This window comes from Paenibacillus sp. PastM-3 (assembly GCF_029893965.1).
Lineage (GTDB): Bacteria > Bacillota > Bacilli > Paenibacillales > Paenibacillaceae > Paenibacillus_AQ.
In genome coordinates this window covers 43,565-68,795 of the sequence record NZ_JARXXP010000019.1, presented here as the reverse complement: position 1 = coordinate 68,795, position 25,231 = coordinate 43,565, and the positions used below count along the sequence as shown (strand labels likewise).

The 25,231-nt window shown below is 42.8% G+C and carries 21 protein-coding genes and 2 pseudogenes; 20 read left to right on the top strand and 3 right to left on the bottom strand.

What is annotated here, in order from left to right:
- Positions 1 to 119: 119 nt before the first annotated feature.
- Complete coding sequence (locus M2108_RS22585) at positions 120 to 875, bottom strand: SDR family NAD(P)-dependent oxidoreductase (RefSeq protein ID WP_277471632.1); 756 nt, start codon at positions 873 to 875, stop codon at positions 120 to 122.
- A 215-nt stretch (positions 876 to 1,090) separates the two neighbouring features.
- Between M2108_RS22585 and M2108_RS22580 the strand changes: the two genes are divergently transcribed.
- The 4 genes and pseudogenes from M2108_RS22580 (at position 1,091) to M2108_RS22565 (ending at position 6,899) form a co-directional block, all read left to right on the top strand.
- The gene (locus tag M2108_RS22580) at positions 1,091 to 1,978 is read left to right on the top strand and encodes an AraC family transcriptional regulator (protein ID WP_277471631.1); all 888 of its coding nucleotides are present in this window, start codon (positions 1,091 to 1,093) and stop codon (positions 1,976 to 1,978) included.
- Positions 1,979 to 2,091: 113 nt separating this feature from the next.
- A pseudogene (locus M2108_RS22575) lies at positions 2,092 to 2,178 on the top strand (GNAT family N-acetyltransferase); the annotation flags it as partial.
- Positions 2,179 to 2,195: 17 nt separating this feature from the next.
- Positions 2,196 to 5,048, top strand: coding sequence for a nuclease-related domain-containing protein (locus tag M2108_RS22570; protein WP_277471630.1), 2,853 nt, complete (start codon positions 2,196 to 2,198; stop codon positions 5,046 to 5,048).
- Positions 5,049 to 5,060: 12 nt separating this feature from the next.
- Positions 5,061 to 6,899: a DUF7017 domain-containing protein gene (locus M2108_RS22565; RefSeq protein WP_277471629.1), complete on the top strand. Its 1,839-nt coding sequence runs from the start codon at positions 5,061 to 5,063 to the stop codon at positions 6,897 to 6,899.
- 158 nt (positions 6,900 to 7,057) lie between these two features.
- Here M2108_RS22565 and M2108_RS22560 read toward each other — a convergent pair whose 3' ends face one another.
- On the bottom strand, positions 7,058 to 7,408 hold the full coding sequence (locus tag M2108_RS22560) for an NAD(P)H-dependent oxidoreductase (RefSeq protein WP_277471628.1): 351 nt from the start codon (positions 7,406 to 7,408) through the stop codon (positions 7,058 to 7,060).
- A gap of 185 nt (positions 7,409 to 7,593) precedes the next feature.
- On the opposite strand from M2108_RS22560, the gene M2108_RS22555 reads away from it, so the two are divergent.
- Genes M2108_RS22555 through M2108_RS22545 form a run of 3 tightly spaced genes read left to right on the top strand, consistent with a single transcriptional unit; the run spans position 7,594 to position 8,606 of the window.
- Positions 7,594 to 7,929, top strand: coding sequence for a winged helix-turn-helix transcriptional regulator (locus tag M2108_RS22555; RefSeq protein WP_277471627.1), 336 nt, complete (start codon positions 7,594 to 7,596; stop codon positions 7,927 to 7,929).
- A 10-nt stretch (positions 7,930 to 7,939) separates the two neighbouring features.
- Positions 7,940 to 8,230, top strand: coding sequence for a hypothetical protein (locus M2108_RS22550; RefSeq protein ID WP_277471626.1), 291 nt, complete (start codon positions 7,940 to 7,942; stop codon positions 8,228 to 8,230).
- Positions 8,223 to 8,606: a hypothetical protein gene (locus M2108_RS22545; RefSeq protein WP_277471625.1), complete on the top strand. Its 384-nt coding sequence runs from the start codon at positions 8,223 to 8,225 to the stop codon at positions 8,604 to 8,606. The genes M2108_RS22550 and M2108_RS22545 overlap by 8 nt, the downstream gene beginning before the upstream one ends.
- 64 nt (positions 8,607 to 8,670) lie before the next feature.
- On the opposite strand, the gene M2108_RS22540 is transcribed toward M2108_RS22545, so the two are convergent.
- Complete coding sequence (locus M2108_RS22540; protein WP_277471624.1) at positions 8,671 to 9,648, bottom strand: phosphotransferase enzyme family protein; 978 nt, start codon at positions 9,646 to 9,648, stop codon at positions 8,671 to 8,673.
- 298 nt (positions 9,649 to 9,946) lie between these two features.
- Here M2108_RS22540 and M2108_RS22535 point away from each other — a divergent pair, with 298 nt between their 5' ends.
- The 13 genes and pseudogenes from M2108_RS22535 to M2108_RS22475 all read left to right on the top strand — a co-directional run bounded on the left by M2108_RS22535 (position 9,947) and on the right by M2108_RS22475 (position 25,214).
- A complete protein-coding gene (locus M2108_RS22535) occupies positions 9,947 to 12,547 on the top strand; it encodes a hypothetical protein (RefSeq protein WP_277471623.1) in 2,601 nt (866 codons plus the stop codon).
- Positions 12,544 to 13,656: a UDP-galactopyranose mutase gene (gene glf, locus M2108_RS22530; RefSeq protein ID WP_277471622.1), complete on the top strand. Its 1,113-nt coding sequence runs from the start codon at positions 12,544 to 12,546 to the stop codon at positions 13,654 to 13,656. The genes M2108_RS22535 and glf overlap by 4 nt, the downstream gene beginning before the upstream one ends.
- Positions 13,657 to 13,668: 12 nt before the next feature.
- Positions 13,669 to 14,979 carry a metallophosphoesterase family protein gene (locus tag M2108_RS22525; RefSeq protein ID WP_277471621.1) on the top strand — a complete coding sequence of 437 codons (1,311 nt, stop codon included), beginning with the start codon at positions 13,669 to 13,671 and terminating at the stop codon, positions 14,977 to 14,979.
- Positions 14,979 to 15,707, top strand: a complete 729-nt coding sequence (locus tag M2108_RS22520) for a glycerophosphodiester phosphodiesterase (protein ID WP_277471620.1) — start codon at positions 14,979 to 14,981, stop codon at positions 15,705 to 15,707. Before M2108_RS22525 ends, M2108_RS22520 begins: the two co-directional genes overlap by 1 nt.
- Positions 15,697 to 16,545, top strand: coding sequence for a LicD family protein (locus tag M2108_RS22515; protein WP_277471619.1), 849 nt, complete (start codon positions 15,697 to 15,699; stop codon positions 16,543 to 16,545). Before M2108_RS22520 ends, M2108_RS22515 begins: the two co-directional genes overlap by 11 nt.
- 35 nt (positions 16,546 to 16,580) lie before the next feature.
- A complete protein-coding gene (locus M2108_RS22510; RefSeq protein WP_277471618.1) occupies positions 16,581 to 18,149 on the top strand; it encodes a hypothetical protein in 1,569 nt (522 codons plus the stop codon).
- The gene (locus M2108_RS22505; protein ID WP_277471617.1) at positions 18,133 to 19,299 is read left to right on the top strand and encodes a LicD family protein; all 1,167 of its coding nucleotides are present in this window, start codon (positions 18,133 to 18,135) and stop codon (positions 19,297 to 19,299) included. Before M2108_RS22510 ends, M2108_RS22505 begins: the two co-directional genes overlap by 17 nt.
- Positions 19,289 to 20,674 (top strand): glycosyltransferase family 2 protein, encoded by a 1,386-nt coding sequence (locus tag M2108_RS22500; RefSeq protein WP_277471616.1) that lies wholly within the window; start codon positions 19,289 to 19,291, stop codon positions 20,672 to 20,674. The genes M2108_RS22505 and M2108_RS22500 overlap by 11 nt, the downstream gene beginning before the upstream one ends.
- A 17-nt stretch (positions 20,675 to 20,691) precedes the next feature.
- A complete protein-coding gene (locus M2108_RS22495) occupies positions 20,692 to 21,834 on the top strand; it encodes an FkbM family methyltransferase (RefSeq protein WP_277471615.1) in 1,143 nt (380 codons plus the stop codon).
- Between the two features lie 27 nt (positions 21,835 to 21,861).
- Positions 21,862 to 23,082 (top strand): hypothetical protein, encoded by a 1,221-nt coding sequence (locus M2108_RS22490; RefSeq protein WP_277471614.1) that lies wholly within the window; start codon positions 21,862 to 21,864, stop codon positions 23,080 to 23,082.
- A gap of 3 nt (positions 23,083 to 23,085) precedes the next feature.
- Entirely contained in the window at positions 23,086 to 23,871 is a 786-nt protein-coding gene (locus M2108_RS22485) for an FAD synthase family protein (RefSeq protein WP_277471613.1), read from the top strand.
- Positions 23,868 to 24,239: pseudogene (locus M2108_RS31670) on the top strand (adenylyltransferase/cytidyltransferase family protein); the annotation flags it as partial. The gene M2108_RS22485 and the pseudogene M2108_RS31670, both read left to right, overlap by 4 nt.
- Positions 24,219 to 25,214, top strand: coding sequence for a Gfo/Idh/MocA family protein (locus tag M2108_RS22475; RefSeq protein WP_277471653.1), 996 nt, complete (start codon positions 24,219 to 24,221; stop codon positions 25,212 to 25,214). The pseudogene M2108_RS31670 and the gene M2108_RS22475, both read left to right, overlap by 21 nt.
- Positions 25,215 to 25,231: the final 17 nt, after the last annotated feature.

Here is a 25,231-nt window from a genome sequence, read left to right as displayed (position 1 = left end):
AAATGGCCGAGGAATGACCTGATGTGAAATGACCGGATTTTGTATTAAATACACAGAAGACAGCAGGAAACCTGCGCGTCTTCTTTTTTTGAACAGTCGAAAATGGGAGAACAGCTTTCTTAAAGCAAATGTCCGCCAGACACTTCAATGTCCTGGGCAGTCACCCAGCCGAAATCATCGGACAATAAGCTCACAATGACCTTCGACATATCTTCGGGTTGCCCGATTCTGCCAAACGCAGATTGCTCAGCCAGCGGCTTGATGAATTCAGGATGCTTATCAAATACTCCGTCGCCAAAATTGCTGTGCGTAGGACCGGGCGAAACGGCGTTGACCCGAATTTGGCGGGGAGCAAGTTCATTGGCGATGTAGCGGGTCCAAGTGGAGAATGCTGCTTTTAACGAGCCGTAGACAGAGTATCCCGGAAATGATTGGTTTTTAGATGAGCTTGTGATATTTACAATAGCCCCAGCATCCTCCATGAATCCGACAAGCTGCTGTGTTAAAAAAATCGGTCCTTTGAAGTTCGTATTAAGAATCTTATCGAAGTATTCTTCGCTCATCTCAGAGAGCATCATGGGTCCGCCGACACCGCCATTATTAACCAAATAATCAAAAGTTGTTCTTTCCCAAATGTCCTGGAGGCTCTTTTTTATTTCCAGAATAAAGCCTTCGAATGTTGATATTTGAGTCAGATCCAGCTTCAGTGCGAATGCCCGAACGCCTTTGTTCTTCTCAATTTCCTTTACGACAGCTTCTGCCCGGTCCTTATAGGAATTGTATGTGAGAATGACGCTAATTCCGCGCTTGCCCAGCTCAAGCGCTGTCGCTTTTCCAATGCCATTACTTCCGCCTGTTACAATCGCAATTTTCATAAGATCCTCCTTGTTTTATGTTTGATCTGGCTTTAATTTTAGTCGCATCTGTTGCAATAAAACAGACCTGAAAATGCCTTTTGATTGCCTAATAACACCACGATGATTGTTGATTTCCCGAATTATCCTTGATGTTTTACATCTGAGTAGCACAAAAATTCCGGAGTTTTCAACGCTGTGTTGAGAGGTAAGAAGTCGTGTGATAAACTAAGTGCATGAATAACGTCCTTAATGAAATAATGGATCTGATGAAAGACGCAGGCACCCGGCAGATTGAAACCGGAGTACCGGGGCTGAGTATGATTAAGGGAGACATTCCCGCTCATCAACTCGCAGCGCTCTACGAGCCGATGATTGGTTTTACGGTTCAAGGAACTAAGATTCTTTCAATCGGGGAGCGCAGCACTGACCTGGAAGGGCCATCCTATTACGTGTTACCGATGCATGTTCCTGCAATGGCGAGTGTACATCCGGACCGTTATGGCCGTCCTTACCTGTCACTGGGTCTCAAGCTGAATCAGAGCGTTCTTCAGAGTTTGTTAAGAGATCTTCCTGAAAATCTGTTACCGACTGCTTCCGGGCATTTCGCAGCTTGTGAAATGGATATTGAATGTATGGAGGCATGGCTGCGCTTATTGCGGTTATTGAAAACTCCGAGAGATATTCCAGCCCTTGCACCAGCCTATGAGCGCGAGATTCTTTATCGTGTTCTGACGGGACCGCAAGGATGGTATCTGAGGCAATTGGGTCTGCAGGAAAGTAATCTATCTAAAATTTCCCAAATTGTAAATTGGGTTCGCATTAATTTTATGAGGCCACTAGACATCAGCGAGATGGCATCAAAAGCCGGGATGGCTATCAATACCTTTCACCGTCAGTTTAAAAGGGCAACGGGTTTAAGCCCTATTCAATTTCAAAAGCAATTAAGGCTTTTGGAGGCCAGGAACCTTATTGCATTTGAGGGCTATCCAGTAGCCAGTGCCGCATATCATGTTGGCTACCAAAGTCCCTCACAGTTCAATCGCGAGTACTCCCGCTTCTTCGGTTCATCTCCGGCCCGGGACACTGAGAACATAAGACGAATCGAAAGCACGAGGAATTAAGCACAATAGGAATGGCACTCTAGACCAGAGGCTATGTGATTCATTGCGGGAGCGCTAATGCTCCCGCTTTTTTTCGATGTAATACAGGAAAAAGCAATTTCTAATTACCTTTCAGCAATATGCAGGCAGAAGTGATACCTTTAAATAAGACTTCAAAGAAGGTATTGTTAAAGAATGGATTCATCAAGGAAGGAACATTATAGGGAGGCAGAATGATATGTTAGAGGTTCGCAAGGGCAAATCCTCAAAATCGTACGAAAACGAATTTTTCAGAAAAATATCGGTTGAGTTATCTAAAGTGTTTGAGCAAAGACAGTGGGACGGTATTTTACTTGGAATGCCAGAGTGTATTGTGCGAGAAGATTTGCAAATAGACTGCTTGTTGGTTACTGAAAACCAAATTATTATTATTGATTTCAAAGATTATAGCGGGACACTAGAGCTTCCGTCTGAGGAAAACTTCAGATTTGGTAGATGGACGTTAAATGGTGAGGTAACTGTTAAAGGAGGCAGCGCTCCGAATCCATTTAGTCAACTTGGCAAGCAACGGATGAAGCTGATTGATGAACTTAAATTTCGATTATACGACTTTGATCGTAAGTCTATATCTACTGTAGTTTGCTTCCAGGATAAAGTAGAAGTGGTTGGTAGGATTCCAAGACAGCTCCAAATCAGTTTTTCGATTGTTGATTCAACCCATTATCTCAACAAAATTGTCGACATAATTGATGTGCTGGTTGATGAGGATCTGAATTATCTGTCGGAAAAGGGAAGACAAACGTTTACAGAGACTTTATTTGCTGCGGATAAATACCACTCCGATATTCAATTTGAACCGGAGTTACAAGAATTTCCTGTTGAAGGACGAACTAAAAATAGCAATTATCTACAGCAAATCCGGGAGTTCCTAACATCTGACAGCAAAGTTATGACCCTGACAGGTAATACGAGATGTGGTAAGACTGCACTCATTCCAGATATTCGAGAAATCGCCTTTGATTTAGGTTTTAATGATGCTCCAGTATTTGCTTACTCTAATCGGTTGAGAAGGAAGATGCTGAGAAACAATCCCGAACTAGAGGAAGTGGATTCACTATTTAATTCTGTATATGATTTCAAGGGTGAAACAATCGATGAATTTTACAAAAAGAATATTCCTTTAAAGGGACATGATGAAATCCATGGTCAAAATAAGGCCTTGTACATTATCGATGATAGTCAACTGATTACGAATTCGAGTTTTGATTCAGACGTGCTACAATTCGGTTCCGGGGATTTGTTAGATGATGTGTTAAGTTATCTTGATTTCGAGTCTAATCCCGAGCGAAAGGTTATTTTCATTGGAGACAGAAATAAGCTGAGTTACGGGTCGAACACTGAAAATGCAGTTAATCCAGAATACTTGGAAGCGCTTCTTGCTAGCCGGAATATTTCTTCAGAGATAGGGAAAATCGAGTTGCCGGATCATGAAGGGAGCTCTGAAATCATTAAAGTATGCAATAAGATTTCAAAGAATATACGGGCTGACCGATACAATGAGCTATTTGTGTATTCAAGCGAAGAGATTACCGTTTGTGAGAAGAAAGACCAAACAGAGGTGTTGAAGGAAGCCTATTTAAGTCCAAATAGCAGTAAGATTCTGGTTTTTTCCAATGAGCAAGCAAATAAAGTGAATACTTGGATAAAAAAGCATCTTATTAAAAATGGTCGAGAAATAGCAGCAAAGGATTATGTAGTCTTTAACACAACCATTCACGCTTATCGGCCGGCTTTGGTGGAAAACGATATCTCGCCATTTGATAGTATGGAACAACCTTTTTCTTTTGTGGAACCTAGAAGGGTGGACAATGGTTATTTTGGCGAAGTGATCACTGTTGATCATGACCGTATAATCGAAAAAGCTATGGTCATTAAAGGCGAAAAAGTAATACTGCGATTTATTCCTTGCCAAATCAAGCTCCAAGACGGATGTATCATTGAAACGCTTGTATTTGACAATTACTTGAAAGCTAATAAGAATGAGCTGGAAAAAAACGAGATGATTGCGTATCAAATGGTTTTATCTAGCTATGAAGAGGCTGCTTTTAAGAACGAACCATATGAAGGTAGCACCGAATATCAAGAAATGTTACAACATCCTGACCAATATACGATAATTGAAAAAGACGGGAAAGGACTTTACCGGGATTCCAAAGACAAACGGAAGTTGACTTGTTTTGAGAAAACATACAGAGATCGAGTGCTGGAAAAATTAAAAGTACCAACAAGCGAATATTTTAAGCTTTTAAATGTTGCGAGAGTAAAGTTTGGTTGGGCGATGACAGTGAATAAGGCAATGGCTTATTCGTTTGAAACGGTGTTCTTTAATACCAACCAGGAAGAAAATCGAGGCAGAACGAATAAGGAATATTTCAAATGGATTTATACAGGGATATCGAGCGGATTAAATCATGTTCGTCTGATTAATTGGAAACCCATCTCTCCTTTTTTGAAAACGGAATTTTGTGAGTCATCATCTGTAAGCACTCCAAATAAAAAGAACTACATTTTGTCACTCACCAATGGGGAACAAACTTCTACCGAACAGCTTCAAAACTATTTGGAAACGAAGTTGTCAGGTGTGGCAACTATCTTAAATATAGCCCCGAAAAATTATTTGGAAATTGTCACTCTGGAGATGAATAACCGAAAAGTTGAATTGTTCTTCGACTATAATGGGAAAGGTGAAATGAAGATTCCAAGATTGAAGTCCGGCCAAGAAGAGGATTTTGGAATGATTTTGCCATTACTGCAACCAGCTCGAAAGGATGTCTCTAGTGAAATTGGCGTTATGAAACCGTATATGCAAGAGCTTGCTGGTATTTTAGAAAAAGATGAGATTCAAATGAAGGTTTCGGGTCATCATGAATGGAATTTGTTATTACATTTAGTGAGTCGAAATAATAATGTCGATGTCCAGCTTTGGTATAACGGTGATGGAATGATTTCTAAATTCATTTACATTGAGGGAAGTAAGGAACTTTTCTCAAAAATCGTTGAGTTGATAAAGGAAGTTTATGGTTTAGACTAATGGAGGTGCAAAATGTACACAACAAAAAACCATAACGATGACTTGTATCAAATTTGCACCAAGTACTTTGTGAAATTCAAATTGTTGCAAGACTTCGCTAACCAGCGGATCGATGAAAGTCTTTTTGTGCAGCAATTAAAACTAAATAAAGAAGATAGTGAAATAACTGAAATACTAATGGAGTTAAGAAAAATAACTGAGAAGGTCCAGCGCAACGGCGGGAAACTGGATCAAGACCCCATTGATGAAGCAAAGAAGCTGAGGAAAATGGAGAAGCTGCAAGAGGCATTCCAAGTAATCCTTCCGTATCTTAAAGCCAATCAAGACAATGAAGATGCAGTAATCACTTTTGGCTGGATTATGTATGATTATTTGAAAATTTCTGAAGGAAATGTGGACCGGTACAGCAACAATTTAAGAATTTTGAATGATAATGCAGTGCTATCTTTTGAAAGCTGTTTTTTCAATGAGTCTACAACTGACGATTCAAAGAAAATGTTAGTCAATTCAATTTTGTGGTCCATTCGAAGGGTAATCATGAAAGGAGAACTGTTTGCTAATAACGTTTTTCCAGAGTTGTTGAGGTTTTGTGGCCATGAAGCGAAGTTTATTGAGAACAGAGGGCTGTATGTGAATAGTAAATCTTCCGCATCGCGTTTCCTAATTAAGGAAATGATCGGGAGATTAAATGATGCTAATTACCTCCTGTTTATGGATATCATTGGATTCGATTGGTTTGACCGGGGAGATCTTCAGAAGACTAACTTTACTAATAATAATGGCGAGAGTGTAGAAGTTAGGCCATTGGCAGAATTTGTTCTGAATTTTCATGCAAAGAAGCTGTTATCATTGGATCTTTATATGGTAACGGAACAAAGGCTGCATTCCATGATCGATGTCCTGAATATACATATACGAAAAAATCCTTCGTTTGAATGGCTCCTGTATTATAAAGCGAAATTATTGATAAAAGTGAACCGAAAAGATGAAGCCCTTGAAACTGTTACTTCATTTGCAAGAACGAAAAGCAAGGACTTCTGGGTGTGGGATTTAATTAGTGAACTTGGAAATGATGATGAAAAATTCAATTGCTTATGTGCAGGATTACTGTGTAAGTCTAAACCAGAAATGATAGTTGGCTTACAAGAAAAAATCATCCCGATTCTTGTGGAGAAAAAGATGTCTTCACATGCAAAATTTGAATTGGATGAATTGATCTCAACTCGAATGAAGAAATGGGGAAAAATATCTCAGCAGCTTGAAAAATGGAAAAGTGAAAGCTGGTATCTTGAAGCGAAGCCGGCTAAAAGTAGAGATGACCTGAAAGAATTCGCTGACCAAGCTGAAGAAATCCTATATCGAACGCTTCCGTTTACCAATATTTTTGTTACCTATATCAATAAAGATAAAGGTGTAGTCAATTTTGCATACCTGGGAAATAGCAGTCTTTCAATGATAAAAGATGGATATTTCTACATGGATTCCATTAAAGAAACGCATCATTGGATAACCGATGAAGCTCTAAAAGTAAGAATGGTTGAAGATAAAAAGCGACCGAATTTATTTAAGCTTTATAAGCTTGCACCGGGGGATGAAACATTTCTATCTAATTTTGTTCAAACCGGGAGCGGTTATGTTGATAAGGAATACACGAAGCCATTTGCATTTGTAAATGATGCATTTATCTCTCCTAAATTGGTAGAGGAACACAACATTCAAAATGATGACAAGGTCGATTATATCCAAAAGAGAAGGTTCAACAAGAAGAAAAACGCATGGGGATGGACAGTGGAAAAAATAACGTCTGTGGAGAAGAGTGAACAAACGGAATATGAGGAAGAAGAGTATTAGGATTTGTTCCCGCATACAAAGGCAGGATCTATACCCAACCCTGTTCAATATAATACGCACATGCAGATACGGGAGATTATATAGGCTTGAGCTTGTATCATTTTGTGCTGGCTTTGAAAGGCGTTGTCACCTGATCCACGGTAAAAGAAACGGAGCCCTCAGGCAGATAATTCCTGCTTATCCCCGATGGACATGGCGAGGCCCAGCTTTTTCCCTTTCAGCCGGTCTCCTGTTGATCCGTAAGCCCATCCATGAGTGAAGACATCATCAAACCATTTCTTCAATAAGGGCGGATAGCTGTACCGATACAGCGGGAATTGAAAGACAATATGGTCATGTGCCTCTAATCGTTGTTGCTCGGCTGGAACATCAATGCTCCAGTCAGGACACTTTTTGAAAAGCTCGTGAAGGGTAACATCGTCTGGATATAGTAGCAGCTCTTCTTTCCATCTCAGGTTTACCCTTGAACCCTCAAGATTAGGATGTGCCAGAATCACCAGTGTCTTCATTTTGAATTCTCCTTTAACCCCGTATAGTTGATATGATCATTATGTTGCAGGCTTTGGCAAATGAAAATACACACAATAAAGTAAGATGGTTACCTCAAAGTGTGTACTGGACTCGGCCTGACACGGAATGCGATAATAAATCTTTTATCTGGCTTGATAGATCAGCATGGATGGGGTGTTATTATATGAAGCAATATCATCTGGGCATAGAGGCGACTCTGGAGATTATCGGCGGCAAATGGAAAGCGTTGATCATATGTTTACTGATGTCCGGCACAAAGAGAACCAGCGAGCTACAGCACAGTATTACAGGTATTTCGCAAAAGGTGCTGATCCAGCAGCTTCGTGAGCTCGAATTGTCTATCAGCAAAGTCGAATATAGCCTAACGGAATATGGAGTTACAGCCAATAGAATCATTGACATGATGTGCTCCTGGGGTAAAGAGAATATTCAGATTAGACAGGAACGGGGAGAAGCTATTATTTTGCTGGAGGAGCAGCCGCCGGAGGTCAGCAATTGATGGGGAGAAAATGGATAAAGGCTATTTTGAAAAGGCGATTATCCGCAAATTCATGCAGAAGAATCGGGATATAGGGCTTTTCAGTCAGTTGTGCGAGCTTTTATATCTGTTTGCTGCTGATGGAAGCAGTAAAGCGAGAGAAGCGTTATATGGAAAATATAATGCACTGCTCGGATCACTCCCCCGCCTCAACAATCCTGCAGTAAAGGAAAGCCTGGAATGGCTGTGTGTGTGGTTAACGTCTCTGGATGGATTTTCTGCGTTTAAGAGCATTGTTATTCAGCTTGGGGAGTATGCGTAGAAGAACTGGTAGAAGCAGCAAAGGAAAGGCAGGGCGGGTTCCGCAGCCGGGGCTGGCACTCCGTTATTCAAGGACCGCTACAGAAGATGAGCTGCTTAGATTAGCGGAATACGCTGTCCGGGAAACCGATCTGGAAATAAAGCTGGAACTACTGTGGACGTTTAAAAAGGTGCGCTTTCCGCTGGACGAGCAGTTTATTTTCGAGCTTACCGAAAGTGATAATGAAGCCATACGCGACGTCGCCTTTGAGATGCTGCAGCATTTACCGTCAGACCGGATTCACGGCTATGCGATAAATCTTATTAAGCAAAAGAAAGAGCTCGCAAATGATCACGATCGGAGATGGGACCATCATTGCCGGCGGCGTTCCTGCTAAATTCATTAAAAGGATTGGATGAAAAAAATGGCCATAGGAACTTTGGGCTGCCTAAAGTGCCAGCTTATTCCCAGTAAGGTTTCCCACTAAAGAGGAATGATTGACCGTTCATATACGCACTAACCTCCCTGCCCGCTAATTTACCAATATGGTCAGGCAGCCATTCCTGCCAGTCAGGCAGACCGAGCCAGAAATTCATGGTTTCAAGCTGCGCTGCAATAAAAAAGCCCTCCAACAACTCAATATAGTTATCCGGTAACGGATAATATTGCGAATACGATTGAAGAAGCTGGTCTCTAAAAGCAGGATGGATATAGGAAAATGTCCAGCCAAGATCAACTAAATAGTAACCAAACCCGCAAGCGCCAAAGTCGATCGGCCGTACTCCTTTTCCATGAAACACCAGATTATTTGGAATTAAATCCGCATGAATCATTCCCCAATTGCCGGAGGTTCTTTCAATAGTGTTCATCATTGCAATAACTCGTTGACCGGCTTGCTGAAGAAGCGCTGAATCATCGGCGTTAAGCATACCTGCATCAGATCGCTCTCTGAGCTTGTCCAGGGATTGCAATATACGGGAGCTGTCAAAGGAAGGGCGTTCAAATGCACTTGGGATGCTCCAATTCGAGGCTTGCCGATGTAGTTTGCCGGTCATTTCCCCTATAGCCGCCGCGTCCTCTACTGTAGGAATAAAAGGCTTCTGCTCACCTTCCACCCATCTTAGTAAAGTACAGTTAATATCGTTCACACTCGTAATGAAATCCCCGTGGTTATTCTTATAAGGCGCCGGCACGGTTAAATCTGTTTCCAGGGCCAAGGCTTGAAGCCAGACCATTTCAGAACGGATCACTTCCGGCTTGCTCCAAAAGCTTTCAAGGGCACCCCCTTTAGATCGATGCAAGCGGAGACTATAACTATTCTTGTCCAGGTCAGTGACCTTATAGATCGTATTTCCGCTTTGGGCTATAAATTCTATTGATTTGCAGGTTATCGGGTAGCCATTTAATGCATCCATCGCGATACTCAAATGTTCATTCAACGCCAAATCACTCCCTCGTACAAATGTATGAGATTACAATAGCACATCTGTTGTTAGGGGGATTATGTAAAGTTTGATTATGTTTGTTTTTGAAGAAACTTTGAATTCGTCTCATACGAGAGGATCATATGTCGTAAGTTAGCTACTACGGGGCTTTCTCCGTCTATTTTGTCGATTTATGCAGACTATTTATCAAAAGAGGCTTATAACCGATATAAGTTATATAATATAGTGAGTTCCGTGTGTACAGAAATAAAGCAGAGGAAGAACATAACATTCATACAGGAGTGGAAGTTTGATGAGGAAATACCAGCAGAAGCAAATGCTTGATTTAATAACAACACTGTATGAGGCAACTGAGGAGATCAGTAAGCAATTTTCCAAAAAAAACTTCTCTACTGTAATTAACCTGCTGGGCGATTGTCAGGATGCGGCAGTATATATAGGTGAGTATATAGGAAATATTGAAATTGAGAATACACGGACGGTTGAGTTGTTAACCGGATACCACACGAGTCTTTATAATATTGCTGTGCAAATTGAGACTGTTAATGCAAGCTTCATTAAGCAACTGAAGAAAGAGCTTTGGATGATTGAAAACAGCATTAAAAATGTGCTTAAGCCAAGCAAAATCGAGGTTGCATTTTTCCCTTACAAGGCGTCCATGTGGGATGCTCTTGAATCAATATGGCTTGCCGCGCAAGCGGATCCCCAGTGTGATGCGTACGTGGTTCCGATTCCGTATTATGACAGGCTTCCAGATGGCAGGTTAGGGCAAATACAATATGAAGGAAATCAATATCCAGACTATGTGCCGATCGTTGATTGGCAAGACTATAATATAGAAGAACGCCGCCCGGATGTGAGCTTCATTCATAACGGCTACGACGAGTTTAACAGGATTACAGTTGTCCATCCGAATTACTTCAGCAAAAATCTTAAAAAACATACGGGACTGCTGTGCTACTCCCCGTATTTTGTGACGTCCAATAATAACGTGGATGAGCACTTATGTACTGTAGAAGGTGTTGTCTATTCTGACAGAGTGTTTGTACAATCTAATGAGGTGCGCAACGGTTACATCCGTGCCATTCAAGCCTTTGAAAAGGAACATAATTGCGCTGGCCGTTTCGGAAATGTGAAGGAAAAGATTGTAGCATCCGGTTCGCCAAAGTTTGATAAGGTAATAAACTCCAAGCCGGAGGATTTCAAGCTGCCTAATCAATGGAAAAAGCGGATTGAGAAACCTGATGGTTCTTGGAAAAAAATAGTGCTTTATAATACATCCATAGGCCCTATTCTTAATGGGGACGAAAAGTATATAGCCAAGCTTCGGTCTGTACTAGGCACCTTCCACAACCGTGATGATGTAGCGCTTTGGTGGCGGCCGCATCCTTTAAGTGTGGCAACTTACGGTTCCATGCGTCCGGTTCTCTTTGATGAATATACACAGCTTATTAAGGAGTACAAGTCAGAAGAATATGGAATTTATGATGATACGGCTGATTTGCATAGGGCTTTAAGTGTAAGCTCGGCTTTTTATGGAGATGGCACTTCACTAATGCAGATGTATCAGTGTATGCCAAAACCTGTGATGATTCAAAATATGGATATGAGTGATCTTCTGCTCCAAGTAGGCAGTTTGTGTGATACAGAGGAATATTTGTGGTTTCTAACGCTGCATTTTAATGGTTTCTTCCGGTTAAATAAGAAAACTTGGGATGTAGAGTATATGGGGAGTTTTGAAAGTGAAAAAGTGTTTGATTGGAGAGTGTACCATACCATTCATCAAAGCGGCAATAAACTTTATTTCTCCCCGCATTCCGCTGCGGCCATAGCTATATATGATTTAACGAGTGAATCCTTTGAATACGTTGAACTGCCAGTGCCGTCAGAAAAAACTTATAATGCCCAGAGTAAGTTTTCGAAAATAATTGAGGCTGAGGGTTCGCTCTACTTCATCCCGTTACAATATCCCGGTATTGTTAAGCTGAATATGGAAGATAACAGCACAGAAATTATAGACAGCTGGGTAAAGCCCGTCCAAAACATTTGCGACCCTGAGTTAGGGTATTTCTCTAACGGTGTTTATAATGAGGCAAAGGGTTTGCTTACTCTAGTATTTTCCAATGCCAATGCAGTAGTGGAGATTGATTTGTGTAGCAAAGCTGCAAAGCTGAATCCCATAAGCGCTGATAAATGCGGATATACAGATATAATGCTGATTGACGGAATTTACTGGTTGTTAGGCTTGAAAAAGTCAGCTTTAGTCCGTTTTAATCCAGATGATAATACGATGACTGAGTATAGTATAGATCTCGAAGAAATACCGGTAGATGGATTTGGACTATTTCAAAAAATAGTATTATCCAACAATTATCTATATTTAGTGCCTGCAGAGCAACATCGGATGGTTAAATTTAACTTGGGAGATCATTCGTTTTCTTATGCCAATGATTTTTGTCCAAATATCCTGCAAGGTGATAGTTCATCTGAAAGCATTCACAGTGGTTATTATTATGTATCCTCAAACGTTGCAGATAAAATCTATCTCACAGATAAGCAGAGCAACCAGTTTATCGAATTCGATCCACAGAGCAGCTCTTTGCGTCAAGAGAACATCACAATTACAGAGGGCCTAAGCAAGTTCCTGGATTTCCTGGCCAAAGGAATGGAGGATGAACTCCATAACGCTAACAACAGTGAATTCTTGGAGGATCCGTATATCTTAACGCTTGAAAAATTCCTTGATATGATTTCGCAGCCCGTTCTGGAGCCTTGGCTCGAACAACGGCTGGACAAGCAGGTCGAACTCCGTCGTGCAGAAATCTTACATCCTGACGGAAAAGCGGGAATTGAAATTTATGAGAAATCTAAAAAGGTGGTATTAAACTCATGAAATACGATTACCTGATTGTCGGCGCAGGGCCTTTTGGTGCTATATTCGCACATGAAGCCATGAAATGTAATAAAACTTGCCTAGTGATTGATAAGCGTGATCATATCGGAGGAAATATTTATACGGAACAAGTGGAAGGGATTAATGTGCACAAATACGGCGCACATATTTTCCACACCAATGATAAAGAAGTATGGGAGTATGTTAATCGTTTTGCGACATTCAACCGTTATACCAATTCGCCAATAGCGAATTATAACGGCGAGATATACAATCTCCCTTTTAATATGAATACCTTCTATCGGTTATGGGGAGTTTCCGATCCGGTAGAAGCAGCAAAGATTATAGAGAGTCAACGTCTGAAATGTGAAGAGCCGCAGAACCTTGAAGAACAAGCTCTTTCATTAGTGGGGCGCGATATTTACGAAAAACTGATTAAAGGATATACAGAAAAACAATGGGGCCGAGACTGCAAGGACTTGCCTGCATTTATTATTAAGCGCTTGCCCGTTCGTTTCACTTGGGATAATAATTATTTTAACGACCAATATCAAGGAATTCCTGTCGGAGGATATACGGGAATCGTTGAAAAGCTGCTTGAAGGCAGCGAGGTCAGACTGAATACGGATTATTTTGCACAAAGGGAAACCTTTGATACCATCGCAGCAAAGACCGTTTATACAGGAATGCTTGATGAGTTCTATCATTATCAGTTCGGTCCGCTAGAGTACCGTACACTGCGTTTTGATTCGGAAATTCTTGATCAGCCTAATTTCCAGGGTAACGCTGTTGTGAATTACACGGATAAGGAAACCCCGTTTACCCGTATAATTGAGCATAAACATTTTGAATTTGGCACACAGCCTAAAACAGTAGTAACACGTGAGCATTCAAAAGAGTATGAACACGGAGATGAACCCTATTATCCGGTCAATGATCAAAAGAACAGTGAACGTTATCTAAGCTACAAAGAGCTTGCCGAAAGAGAAAAAAATGTGATTTTCGGCGGCAGACTGGCTGAATACAAATATTATGATATGTGGCAAATTGTTAGGAACTCACTGGACGCAGTAAGGAAAGAACTGAAAGAAGCTCAAGAACTCAATTAGGGAGGGGAGCACTTGAAGCAATCATTAACAGGTGTAGCAGGGATGAAAATACGCGCAGGTGACGGCTTGCAGGAACTGGGACATCCCGAAATGCTAAGCACCCCTCTTTTTTATCTGGCTCAGCCTGGCGACAGACTGCAGCTCATTGATCCGGAGTATAAGTTCAACGTTGCTACCTATTCGGCTGAGGTACAAGATCGCTGGATTTACACCTATGACTATGCCCCGGATGAGAGTTGGACGGTTTACCGGCAGGATTTAAGCGGCAACAGCTACAGGCAAGATGATTATATTTTTTCAGAGCGCGTTTACTTTCGGGTATGTCTAAGGAAAATGAATGGAACGGATTTTAATAGCTTCGAAGATATCAATCATATTCTTTCTTTTGAAAATAGTACAACACCCCTAACCCAAATGAAGCCTTGGCTCAGAAATGAAGTGGAGCGGGTCTCGAAGCGTGTTATGGATCTACGGGAGAAGGATGAGCTCTGCTTTGCACTGTTAACCGACACACATTATACAGTAAACGGGACCTGGGATGACACTTCTGCATCCATCCAGCAGCTTCACAAAGAAATAGGCTTGGATGGGATTATTCACCTCGGTGATTTCACGGATGGTATGACCACACGTGAGGTAAGCCGCTACTATGTAGAACAGGTACTTGGTGACTTGAAAAAATGTGAAATACCTGTATGGACGGTGCTTGGCAATCATGATACCAACTATTTCAAGAACAATCCGGACCGGTTTTCCTTACTAGAACAGTGCGAGCTTTATTTAGGCAGAGATGAGCCGCGATATTCCATCGATTTTGCTGCAAACAGATTGCGTTTTGTATTTCTGGATTCCTTCGACCCGGAAGAGACATTGCGTTATGGATACAACGCGGCGTGCATTCAGTGGCTGAAGGAACAGCTTGAAGGCACGCCTGATGATTGGCGAGTTGTGATTTTTTCCCATCTTACTCCTGTTAGCCGCTTACAGTATTGGGCTAAGGAAATGCGTGGAGAATACGAGCTGATGGAGCTGCTCAGCAACCACGCTGCCCAAATTCTTGCTTTTATAAATGGTCATAACCATGGAGATTACTTGGACAATGAGGAAGGCTTTCCTATTATATCCTTAGTAAATGCAAAGTGCGAAGCATTCACAGAGTATAAGCCGGAAGGCTTTATCACCCCTGACCGAAAGCTTGGCGAACCCTCGCAGGAAGCATTTGATATTATGCTCGTTAACACCAAGAAAAAACAGCTACGCTATGTGAGATTTGGCGCCGGTAAAGATAAAATCGTTACAGATGGAAGGGCGGAGTGGCTTTAATGAAAATATGGGGCCATCGCGGAGCCTATTCTTCCGCGCCGGAAAATACGCTTGTTGGTTTTCAAATGGCTGTGCAAATGGGCGCTGACGGAGTGGAGCTTGATATTCAGCTTACCAAGGATAATGAGATCGTCGTTATCCATGATGAAACCGTTGACCGGACGAGCAATGGCCAGGGATGGGTGAAAGACTTCACCCTATCTGAAATAAAGAAGCTCAACTTCAATAAAAGCGGCCGCACTGAACCGCTCTTTATGGAAGTGCCGACGCTGGCAGAAGTATTGGATTTATTGAACCCGACAGGACTGACTATCAATATAGAGCTGAAAACAGGTGTCTTCTATTATGACGGGATTGAATCTGCGGCGCTAAAACTAGTTGAAAAGTATGGTATGTGCGACAGGATTATATGGTCTTCATTTAACCACTATTCTGTTCAGAAAATAAAGCTGCTTGAGCCGTCATCCAGAATTGCGCTGCTATGCGGCGGCGGAGTATGGGTCACCGGGGAGCAATGTGAAAAGGTTGGAGCCGAAGCGCTACATCCCGGCATTCATATGCTGCGCAATCCAGTACTTGTGGAAGATTGCCGCAAACGGGGCATATTGATACGCCCGTGGACAGTAACAGGGGATGATGATCTTTTGCTTGCAAGGGAGCTCGGCATAGACGCGGTGATCGTTAACAGAATTGACTGGGCGAAGGGTGCTTTGTCACATGGGAATTGAAATGCAATCAGACAATATGAAACAGGGTCCGCTTTCTCCGGAGGATTTAAGAGCCGTTCAGCTAATACAGGTTGAAATGCTGGCTGAGGTGGATCGGATCTGCCGCTTACATCATATCAATTATGCTATGATCGGCGGTACCATGCTTGGTGCAATCCGCCACAAAGGCTACATACCATGGGACGATGATGCGGATATTGGTCTGCTTCGGGCAGAATACGAGAAGTTCCGCAAGGTATGTGAAACGGATCTGGATCCGGACCGGTTTTACTTTCAGGATATGAGGTCTACTCCCGGTTATCGCTGGGGGTACGGGAAGATTAGAAGGAAGAATACCTACTTCCTTAGGGAAGGACAGGCTCATATGCCGTATGAGTCCGGGATATTTATCGATATATTTCCTTTTGACAGTGTGCCTGACGGGAAATGGGCTGAGAAGCTACATAATCTGCACTGTACAATAATCCGGAAAATTTTATGGTCAGAAGTGGGCAAGAAGACGGATAAGAATCCGATGCTGCGTGGTATTTTCTCACTGCTTAGCCTGATACCGCTTGAAATGGTTTCGAATCATTTGCAGCGCTTTACCGAGAAGTTCAATCGTCAAAATGGAGAGCGTGTTAGGACAATCACATTCCCTGCTCCTGATAAATACAGCGAAGGAAAGCGGGAATGGTTTGAGCAAACTGCTGAATATCCTTTTGAACATCTGAATTTATTGGGGCATTATGATTATAACGCCTACCTTACACATAAGTTTGGTGATTATATGATACTCCCGCCTGAAGGTAAGCGGAAATCGCATCCTGTTGCTTATTATAAGCTTTTGGACGAATAGTCAGTATTCACAAAATAAGCAAAGGGGCGTATTCAATGCTCAACGATACATTAAAGCAATATTATGAAAACTCCCCGTGGAAGGATTCGGTTTTCAGCTGGTATCCCTTTGAAAACGGAGTGGCCTATGAAAGGGTCTTGGACCCCAAAGACCTCTCTATTGAAGCTTTGGCGGCTTACAAAGACAAGCTGGGTGCTCATGGTCGTTTGCTCTTAGTGTATGAGAATCCCTTCGCGTTGCGATATTGGGCGGGAGAACGGGCCTCGAACCATGCTTTGCCCTATGATACACTCTTTGGCCGCGGTGAGCATCCTCTCCCAAGTAAAGCGGAACTGCAAACCCGATTAAGGCTTGCAGGCTTTGAAGGGCAAAAGTGGTTTTACCCGCTTACAGATCATTATTTTACCCGGGAAGTATACTCGGAAAACTACCTTCCTGACGAATTTTTAAACCAGCGTTTTATTCCATATATAAGAGACGATGTATCTCTGCAATTCGACGAACGGTTCCTATACCGTGAGGTTATCCGCGGCGGAGCCTTTGAGTTTATGTGCGGTGCCTATTTCGTGGAAGCACGGGTATGTCAGGAGGATCTGCCTTGCATTGTGGATTATGCTGCAGTCACAGCTTATCGTGAGCCCGCCAAACGCTTTGCCACAACAGTCCGCGGTGACGGTACGGTGCATAAGACACCCCTACATCCGGACGGTAAGGCAGGTTTACTGAGAACCTTGAAGAACCACGAAGAGCTTGCCGGCTTGGGCGTGAATGTCATAACAATGAAATTGGAAGGCAATTCGCTGGTTATGCCGCGGCTGAATTTCCCAACCCTGTGGGACTACTGGGCTGAGAAGCTTTCGAATGGAACTTTTGATGTAAACGAGATGGTTTCCCAGTTTGACCGTATCCGGGAAGCTATCATGAGGGCTGCAAAGACCGGCAAATGCTTTTGGGAGCTTGTTCCCGCGAATTGTTTTTACGATAAAGAGCATGATGAGCTTATCTTTATAGATCAGGAATATTATTGGGAAGATGCCTCGCCAGATATTGCCCTGACCAGGGCTTTGTGGGCGCTTCTCTATTCACCGGCTTTCGGTATGGACTCCCGCAGAGATGCCTGGCTTGAGCTGCTTAAAGCACGCTACGGCCTTTCAGAGCAGTTTGATGTTTTATCAGAACAGGCTGATCTCCAAACGCGCACTGAAGTATTCGGTGACATGACGCTGCCGCTGGAGCTGGAAACGGAGCGGTCAATGGAGAATATTTCGAGGCAGCCGCCGGATGTAGCTTATCGATATTATAGACTCCTACCTGTAGTGAAAAAGCTGCGTGAGCTGGGCTTCAACCGTCCGGCCATTTATGGATTTGGTTTGCGCGGGAAAACATTATTACGTATTTTTGAAGAAAGCGGAATCGGCGTGGCCGCTGTGATTGATAAAATCCTTCTTAATAATACAGCTATCGAAGAGTTACTGCCGGATAGCAGCTGTGATGTTTTAATTGTAAGCATCCTTGAAGGCGAAGACATCAAAAAAGACCTAAGCGGGAGAGTAAATGTACCTATCTATACCTTGGGAGAATTAATTAATGAACAAGCTAAGTGAGTTGCAGGCCGTCGAGCTTGATATCCTAAAAGAATTTGCTAGAGTCGCCAAGCGTGAAGAGCTGACCTGGTTCGCGATGTTTGGAACTCTGCTCGGCGCGGTACGCCATAAAGGGTTCATCCCCTGGGATGACGATATTGATATTGCTTTGCCGCGTAAGGAATATGATCGTCTCAGGCTTTCGCAGCAATGGTTTAACGAACCCTATTTCCTGCAGACACCGCAAAATGATCCTGCCGCTGCTCCCCGCTTTATAAGGCTGCGGCGAAGTGACACAGCTGTTCTCTCTAATTTTCCTAACGGGCATACTAAGGGCGGCCACATGGGGGCCTATATCGACATTCTTCCTCTTGATGATATGCCCAGCAGCGATGCTGCCAGATGTGTTCAGGAAGCAGCATGGAAGATGCACATCCAAATGTATGCATCGGCTGCTCTTGATGAATGCGAGGGGGCTGAAATCCCTGAAGCTAAAGAAGAATTTTGCTACGGTGCCGGGGGGATTGCGGGACAATACGATTATCTTGCAAGGCGGTATGATCGCTTCTGTTCTAAGTACTCTAACCAATTATATTACTCCATCCCTGTTCTAATGGGTGAGCGTGGTAGGAGGTTGTATGACAAGGAATGGTTTGCGGAAAGTGTGGAAATGGACTTTGAGGATCTGAAAGTTCCAGTACCTGCAGCCTTCAAGGAAACGTTAATTGCCGCTTATCCTGGCGGATTATACGAGCCGGATGTGAAAGATCGCAGACCAAAGCATAGGGAACATAGCATTGTAGATTTAGGCCGGTCATACAAAGAGTATGTCAGCCGGTACACAGACATGCTAAGTGATATTGAAGATAAAAAGGTATACATTTTTGGTGCCGGCGATAGTCTGAGAATTTGGATGGAGCGTTATAGCAACGGATTGAATGTCATTTGCGCTTTTGATAATCGCAAGGAAGCATGGGGGAGTTTGGCATATGGTGTTCCCGTGCGGTCTCCTTCCGAATTGCCTGCTCTAATGGATGGACATTCACGGCTCATTATCGCAAGCATTTATCATAAAGAGATAGCCAGGCAGCTTGAGGATATGAATATATACAACTACTACTTTTTTATAGACGGCTTAAAATATACGAGGTGTTTAAACAATGCAAAGTAAAGTGAGCATGGTTGTACCCTGTTACAACAAAGTAAAAGATATCGGGGCAATGCTGGAAAGTGTAATCGCACAGGTATGGGATAACCTTGAGGTCATTCTCGTCAATGACGGCTCTAACGATGGCACTCGTGTGGTAATCTCCGAATACGAGCCCAAGCTGCGTGCCCGGGGCTATGAGGTTGTTGTTGTCGATCAAGCAAACGCAGGCTGCTGTGCAGCCGTGTATGCAGGTCTGATTAAGATGACAGGGGATTATTTCTGTCTTGTAGACTGTGATGACAACCTCGAACCGGAGTATGTTTCCCTGATGGCAGGCTGGCTGGACGAGCATGAGGATTATGAATGGACGGCATGTTCTTACAGACCCTACGTAGTGAAAGATGGTAAAGTCGAGCCGCAGGCCGTAACCAGTGCAGCTCCGATGTCGGATAACAAGCAGCTGTTAGAACGGCATATTTTGCGGAAAATTATTACAACATCATGGGTATACATGGCGAGAATAAGCTATGTGCAACGCTGCCGTTTGATTGAAAACTTCTGCACTGAACGAAGAAAAACATATGAGCCTTTATTTGCTGTTCCCTTCATGCTTGGCGGCGGCAAGCTGAAGTGCTTTGAAGAACCTCTATACAGATTCAACCGCTTTGCCAGTGATATGTATTCTTTTGACTCGTACGACAAGGTGGACAAATATTATACGGACTACTCTTATCTGTATAACTGGACCATTGAACGTGCAGATCTAAACCGGGAAGAAAAAGATAGACTGTTTGCTCTAGTTAAGTTAGGTAAAATCAAGGATTACCTGTACCACCTGAACGATATGGACTCAGGAGTACAAGCGGTAAGCAACAGAGAGCAATTCATAGATGAACTTGCAGGCAATGCAACAGGACTGATTGACGAATTATTTAGCCCGAAACCGCAATTGCAGCCTGAAGTCTTTAAGTCTGGTCTGTACATGGATCTTATGAATATTCTAGATGAACTTATTTTAGAGTCCGACAAGCTAACGATACCTCCGCTAAATAAAGGTTCCAGGGTCATTGCTTATGGTGTACTTGGGAAAGTAGCAAGTTCTATACTGCCGCAGCTTGCAGGAACTGTATTAGTGCCGCAGCTTTATTGGGATATGAGCGCCGACACGGATAGTAAGTTTTTGGGTAATAGTGTAACAAAACCTAAATTCGATGAACTTAAAAAAGATGATATTATCATAGTATTACCGAAATCCGCCGAAATTTTGTATTTTGTGCGAGAGAGAAGCCATGGAAGTAAGATAATTGATTCAGAGTTCTTACGTGAATTTTTATTTCGGAACAGATTTCCTGAAATTACGCCCGAGTGTACATTTAATTTTCAATCCAGCCAATAACGAGAGGAAGTCATCATATGTCCTTTGAAACAAAGCTGAAGAATCTTCTAGACACACCTTTTGATTCGCTTATTGCACCGACCTTAATCCATTTGACAAGAAATGCAGTATTACATGGAAAGCAGGTTGCGTTATATGGTGCCGGAGAGTGGGGACTTAATTGGCTTAACTATTTTCGTGAAAGTGGCGTGAGAATTGACTTCTTTATAGATGCAGGAATTGGCGGAACAGGCGTCCTGCGTGAGGGACTCCCGGTATATCTCCCCGCGGAGGCAGTTTCATCCAATGCCTTGCTTTTTGTAACCCCTGCAATTCTTAATCATAATCCGAATGCCAAAAAAGTCTTTTTGGATGGAATGCTTGAGACCGGTTTTAAAGTAGAGGATATTAACTTTATTCCCATGGCGGTTACTAGAGCGCTTGAATTCAGTCAAGAATGTAAAGCTAACGTCTCAAAGTGTGTAGAGGCTATATCCTTGCTGGAAGATAATCTGTCCAAAAGCTCCTACTATGATTTTATCGAGAGCGTACTGAAAGTTAAGCGGTTATCCTCCCCCTGGTTTGATGAGAAATGGCAATATATTGCATCAGAGCTGTTTGAGCTCACAGAGTCGGATTATATTGTGGATTGCGGCGCATATACAGGCGATACCGTGCAACAGTTTGCTGGAATGTATCCGAATTTACGTGGAATTACCGCGTTTGAGCCATCACCCGAAACGTTTGAAACATTGCAAAAATCAATCGCGAACGTTAGTATTCCGGTAACAGCTATAAATAAGGCCGTTGGAGACGTTTGCGGCTCAACCTTTTTCTATTTGTCGGACGATCCTCTAGGGCACCGGATTACAGATAGCGTTAGTGAGGTGACCATTGAAGTTTCTACTTTGGATACTGAATTAACAGGTATTGCTCCGACGTTCATTAAGATGGATGTGGAAGGATCTGAGCTTGCCGCTTTACGCGGTGGACAAGAAACCATTAAGCGGCATCGGCCAATATTAGCAGTTTGCCTTTACCACAAAGGCGAAGACCTCTACGAGATTCCATTGTATTTACGTGATCAGCTCACTGATTATCACTTTTTTGTTAGAAAGTACTCACAGCATCCATTCGAGCTGGTGCTCTATGCCATTCCTTCGGAGCGGTTACTAAAATAATAATTTGATTAATAGGAGAAAAGCTATATGGAGAGTTTTTTTATAAAAGGGGAAGCAATAAAAGATCTTTCTTCAATTAAAAATAAAAAACTGGTATTGTTCCCCTCTGGCCAATATACCAGGTTGTTTTTACAATACCAGAAGACGGATCAAATATATTATATTTGTGATAATTCAAATGAAATGCAAGGTAAAACCATACACGATATTCCTGTAGTTTCTCCGCAGAGACTTTGTGAAGAAGAGGGTGAATTCTGCATTATTGTAACTTCGCCCAATCTCGCATATGAGTTTACTGAGCAATTAAAGGCGCTCCATCTGTTAGAACGCTGCGAGATTATCGTTTGCAACTGGGGTTCATTCTCTGCCAAAAAACTCTATGATCCTTTTACATTCGAAGATAAGCGGAAGCATGTTAATAAAACCTTACTAGTGCTTGCAGGCTACAAAGAAAAGCTGTGGGACATTGTATTCAAGCGTATTAAGCGGTTTGTGCCGGAGGATATTGATGTCTGCGTAATGTCCTCAGGGAAATACGTTCCCGAGCTTAGCGAATTGTGCAGGGATAACCAGTGGTCCTATTTATCAACCAAAACAAATAATCTGTCTCTAATACAAAATATAGCTATCAAGCTTCACCCGAATGCCGACTATATCTATAAGCTCGACGAGGATATGTTCATTTGCGAAGGCTTTTTTGAAGGTTTAATGAACACCCATATGGATGTTGAGCGTAATTCCCGGTATCGGGTTGGTATAGTCGCTCCTTTGATTCCGGTCAATGTTCATGGAAATGTTCGGTTTATGGAGAAAATGAACTGTTTGAGCGAGTTTGAGGAGAAATTTGGAAGAGCCTACTATGACTTTAATACTCACTTTATGGGGAAGACCGAAGAAACACTCTTCTTATGGGAGCATACCTTACCTTTGGACGAAACCTCGAGCAAATTAAGCAGTATGCCTTATTCCTACTTCGTTTGCCCACACCGATTTTCAATCGGTGCGATATTATTCAAACGAAGCATTTGGGAGGAAATGGGGGGCTTTAGGGTTACGGAAGGTTCCGGTTTGGGGAGTGATGAACACGATCTGGCCGTGTTTTTCTTGAGTCATACGAATTTTTATTCATTCATTATCGCTGAAAATGTATTGGCCGGTCATTACAGTTACGGAAAGCTGAACAACCCTGCATTGATTGATGATTTTTATGATCAGCATAAACAACATTTTGATATTTCGGAGGAATAAAAGATGTTAGCCACGGATACCAACAAACATTGGAATATCGGATACATTTCAGGTGCATTTGATATGTTCCACATGGGGCATCTTCATTTAATCCGCCGATCGAAGGAACGGTGCAACAAGCTGATTGTTGGTGTTCTTACAGATGAGCTAATTTCGAAGCGCAAAAATAAATGGCCAACTATACCTCTTAAGGAACGCCTGGAAATTGTGGGGGCGCTAAAATATGTGGATGAAGTTGATGTAACGACAGAACCTTTAATTTATAAATTCACTGCCTTGGAAAAGTATGGTTTTGATGCCATGTTCAGTGGAGATGATCACCTTGCTGACGGTTGGGGGCATGACGAGGAAGAGCTTAAGGCAGTGGGGGTTGACCTGGTTTTCTTTCCTTACACCCAAGAAGTTTCAACCAGCCGCTTGCAGGAAATCACTCTGCCTCCCAGAGCTGAGCATGCGGATAAGGCAAGAAGAATGGATGCTGGTATTCAGTATTTATTTCCCTTTGATAAGGTGGATAAAAACGAGCGGATCATCATCTATGGAATCGGCAAAGTCGGTGAGCAATACTTCCGTCAGCTTTCCGCTTTGGACTTCTGCGAGGTTGCCGCATTTGCGGATACTTACGCACAGCCTGGTGATATATTTGAGGGAAAACGCTGTCTGACCCCTGAGGAAGTGCGCTTTTTTGCAAAGGACTATGATCGTATAGTGATTGCTTCTACAGTATATCATTCACAGATTTTATCGCGCTTACGTTCATTAGGCATCGAGCCGGGGAGGATCATATGAAAAAAGTGATAACGTACGGAACCTTTGATTTATTCCATGAAGGCCACCGCCGGTTGCTGGAACGGGCGAAAGCGCTCGGGGACTATCTCATCGTAGGTGTTACAACGGAACAATACGACATTCAACGGGGCAAAATGAATGTCGTGGATTCCTTAATGCGTCGTATTGACAATGTGCGAAGCTGCGGCTATGCCGATGAAATTATTGTGGAGGACCATGAGAGTCAGAAGATTGGAGACGTTCAAAAATTTAACGTCGATATTTTCGTTGTCGGATCGGATTGGCGCGGCACATTTGACTATCTAAATGAATATTGCGAGGTTATTTATCTCGAAAGAACAAAAGATATTTCAAGCACAGAGCTGCGAATTGAACGGAACAGGAGCATCAGGCTTGGCATCGTTGGAAGCGGTCGTATAGCAGAGAGAACCATGGCTGAAGTGAGATTTGTAAGCGGGATTTCTGTGACATCGGTATTTAATCGCCGTCTAAGCAGCGCTGAAGCCTTCGCCAGCCGGTTTGAACTGGCTAAGGCCTCTGATCAATATGAAGCTTTTCTTGACGATGTTGATGGTGTGTATATTGCCTCGCCTCATGAAACCCATTATGAATACGCCCGCCAGGCTTTACTGGCTGGAAAACACGTGCTTTGCGAAAAGCCAATGGTTTTACGCGAAAATGAAGCACGTGAGTTGTATGAAATGGCACAGCAAACAGGTCTTGTATTAATGGAAGCCATCAAAACAGCCTATGCCCCCAGCTTTCTTAACCTCCTGGCAATCGCCAAAAGCGGACGGATTGGAAAAATATATGATGTGGAAGCCACATTCACAAAGCTAATCCCCAGTGACCCCGCTGCAAGGGAATATCTTCCCATTGTCGGTGGCAGCTTTACGGAGCTTGCAAGCTATAATTTGCTGCCCATCATGAAGCTGCTAGGAACAAAATACAGTGATCTGCGGTTTGATTCTTTTAAAGACGGTAACGGTGTGGACATCTATACAAAGGCATACTTCCGCTTTGAAGATGCCATTGCCACAGTGAAGACAGGCATAGGTGTTAAAAGTGAGGGGCAATTGCTTGTTTCCGGCACTAAAGGATACATTCAAGTGAAATCACCCTGGTGGCTTACGAAAACGTTTGAGGTATGCTACGAAAATCTCGATAACAATGAAAGCTTTTCTGCGCCGTTTCCCGGGTATGGAATTCGCTTTGAGCTCGCTGACTTTGTCCGCAATATAAACGAACCGGCAAGACGTAACTATAAGCTGACTGCTGAGGAGTCTATTACGATGGCGAAGGTTATGGAGCAGTTTTTGCAGAACAGAATTGGGGAATCCTAGAGGATCGTGCAGACTCT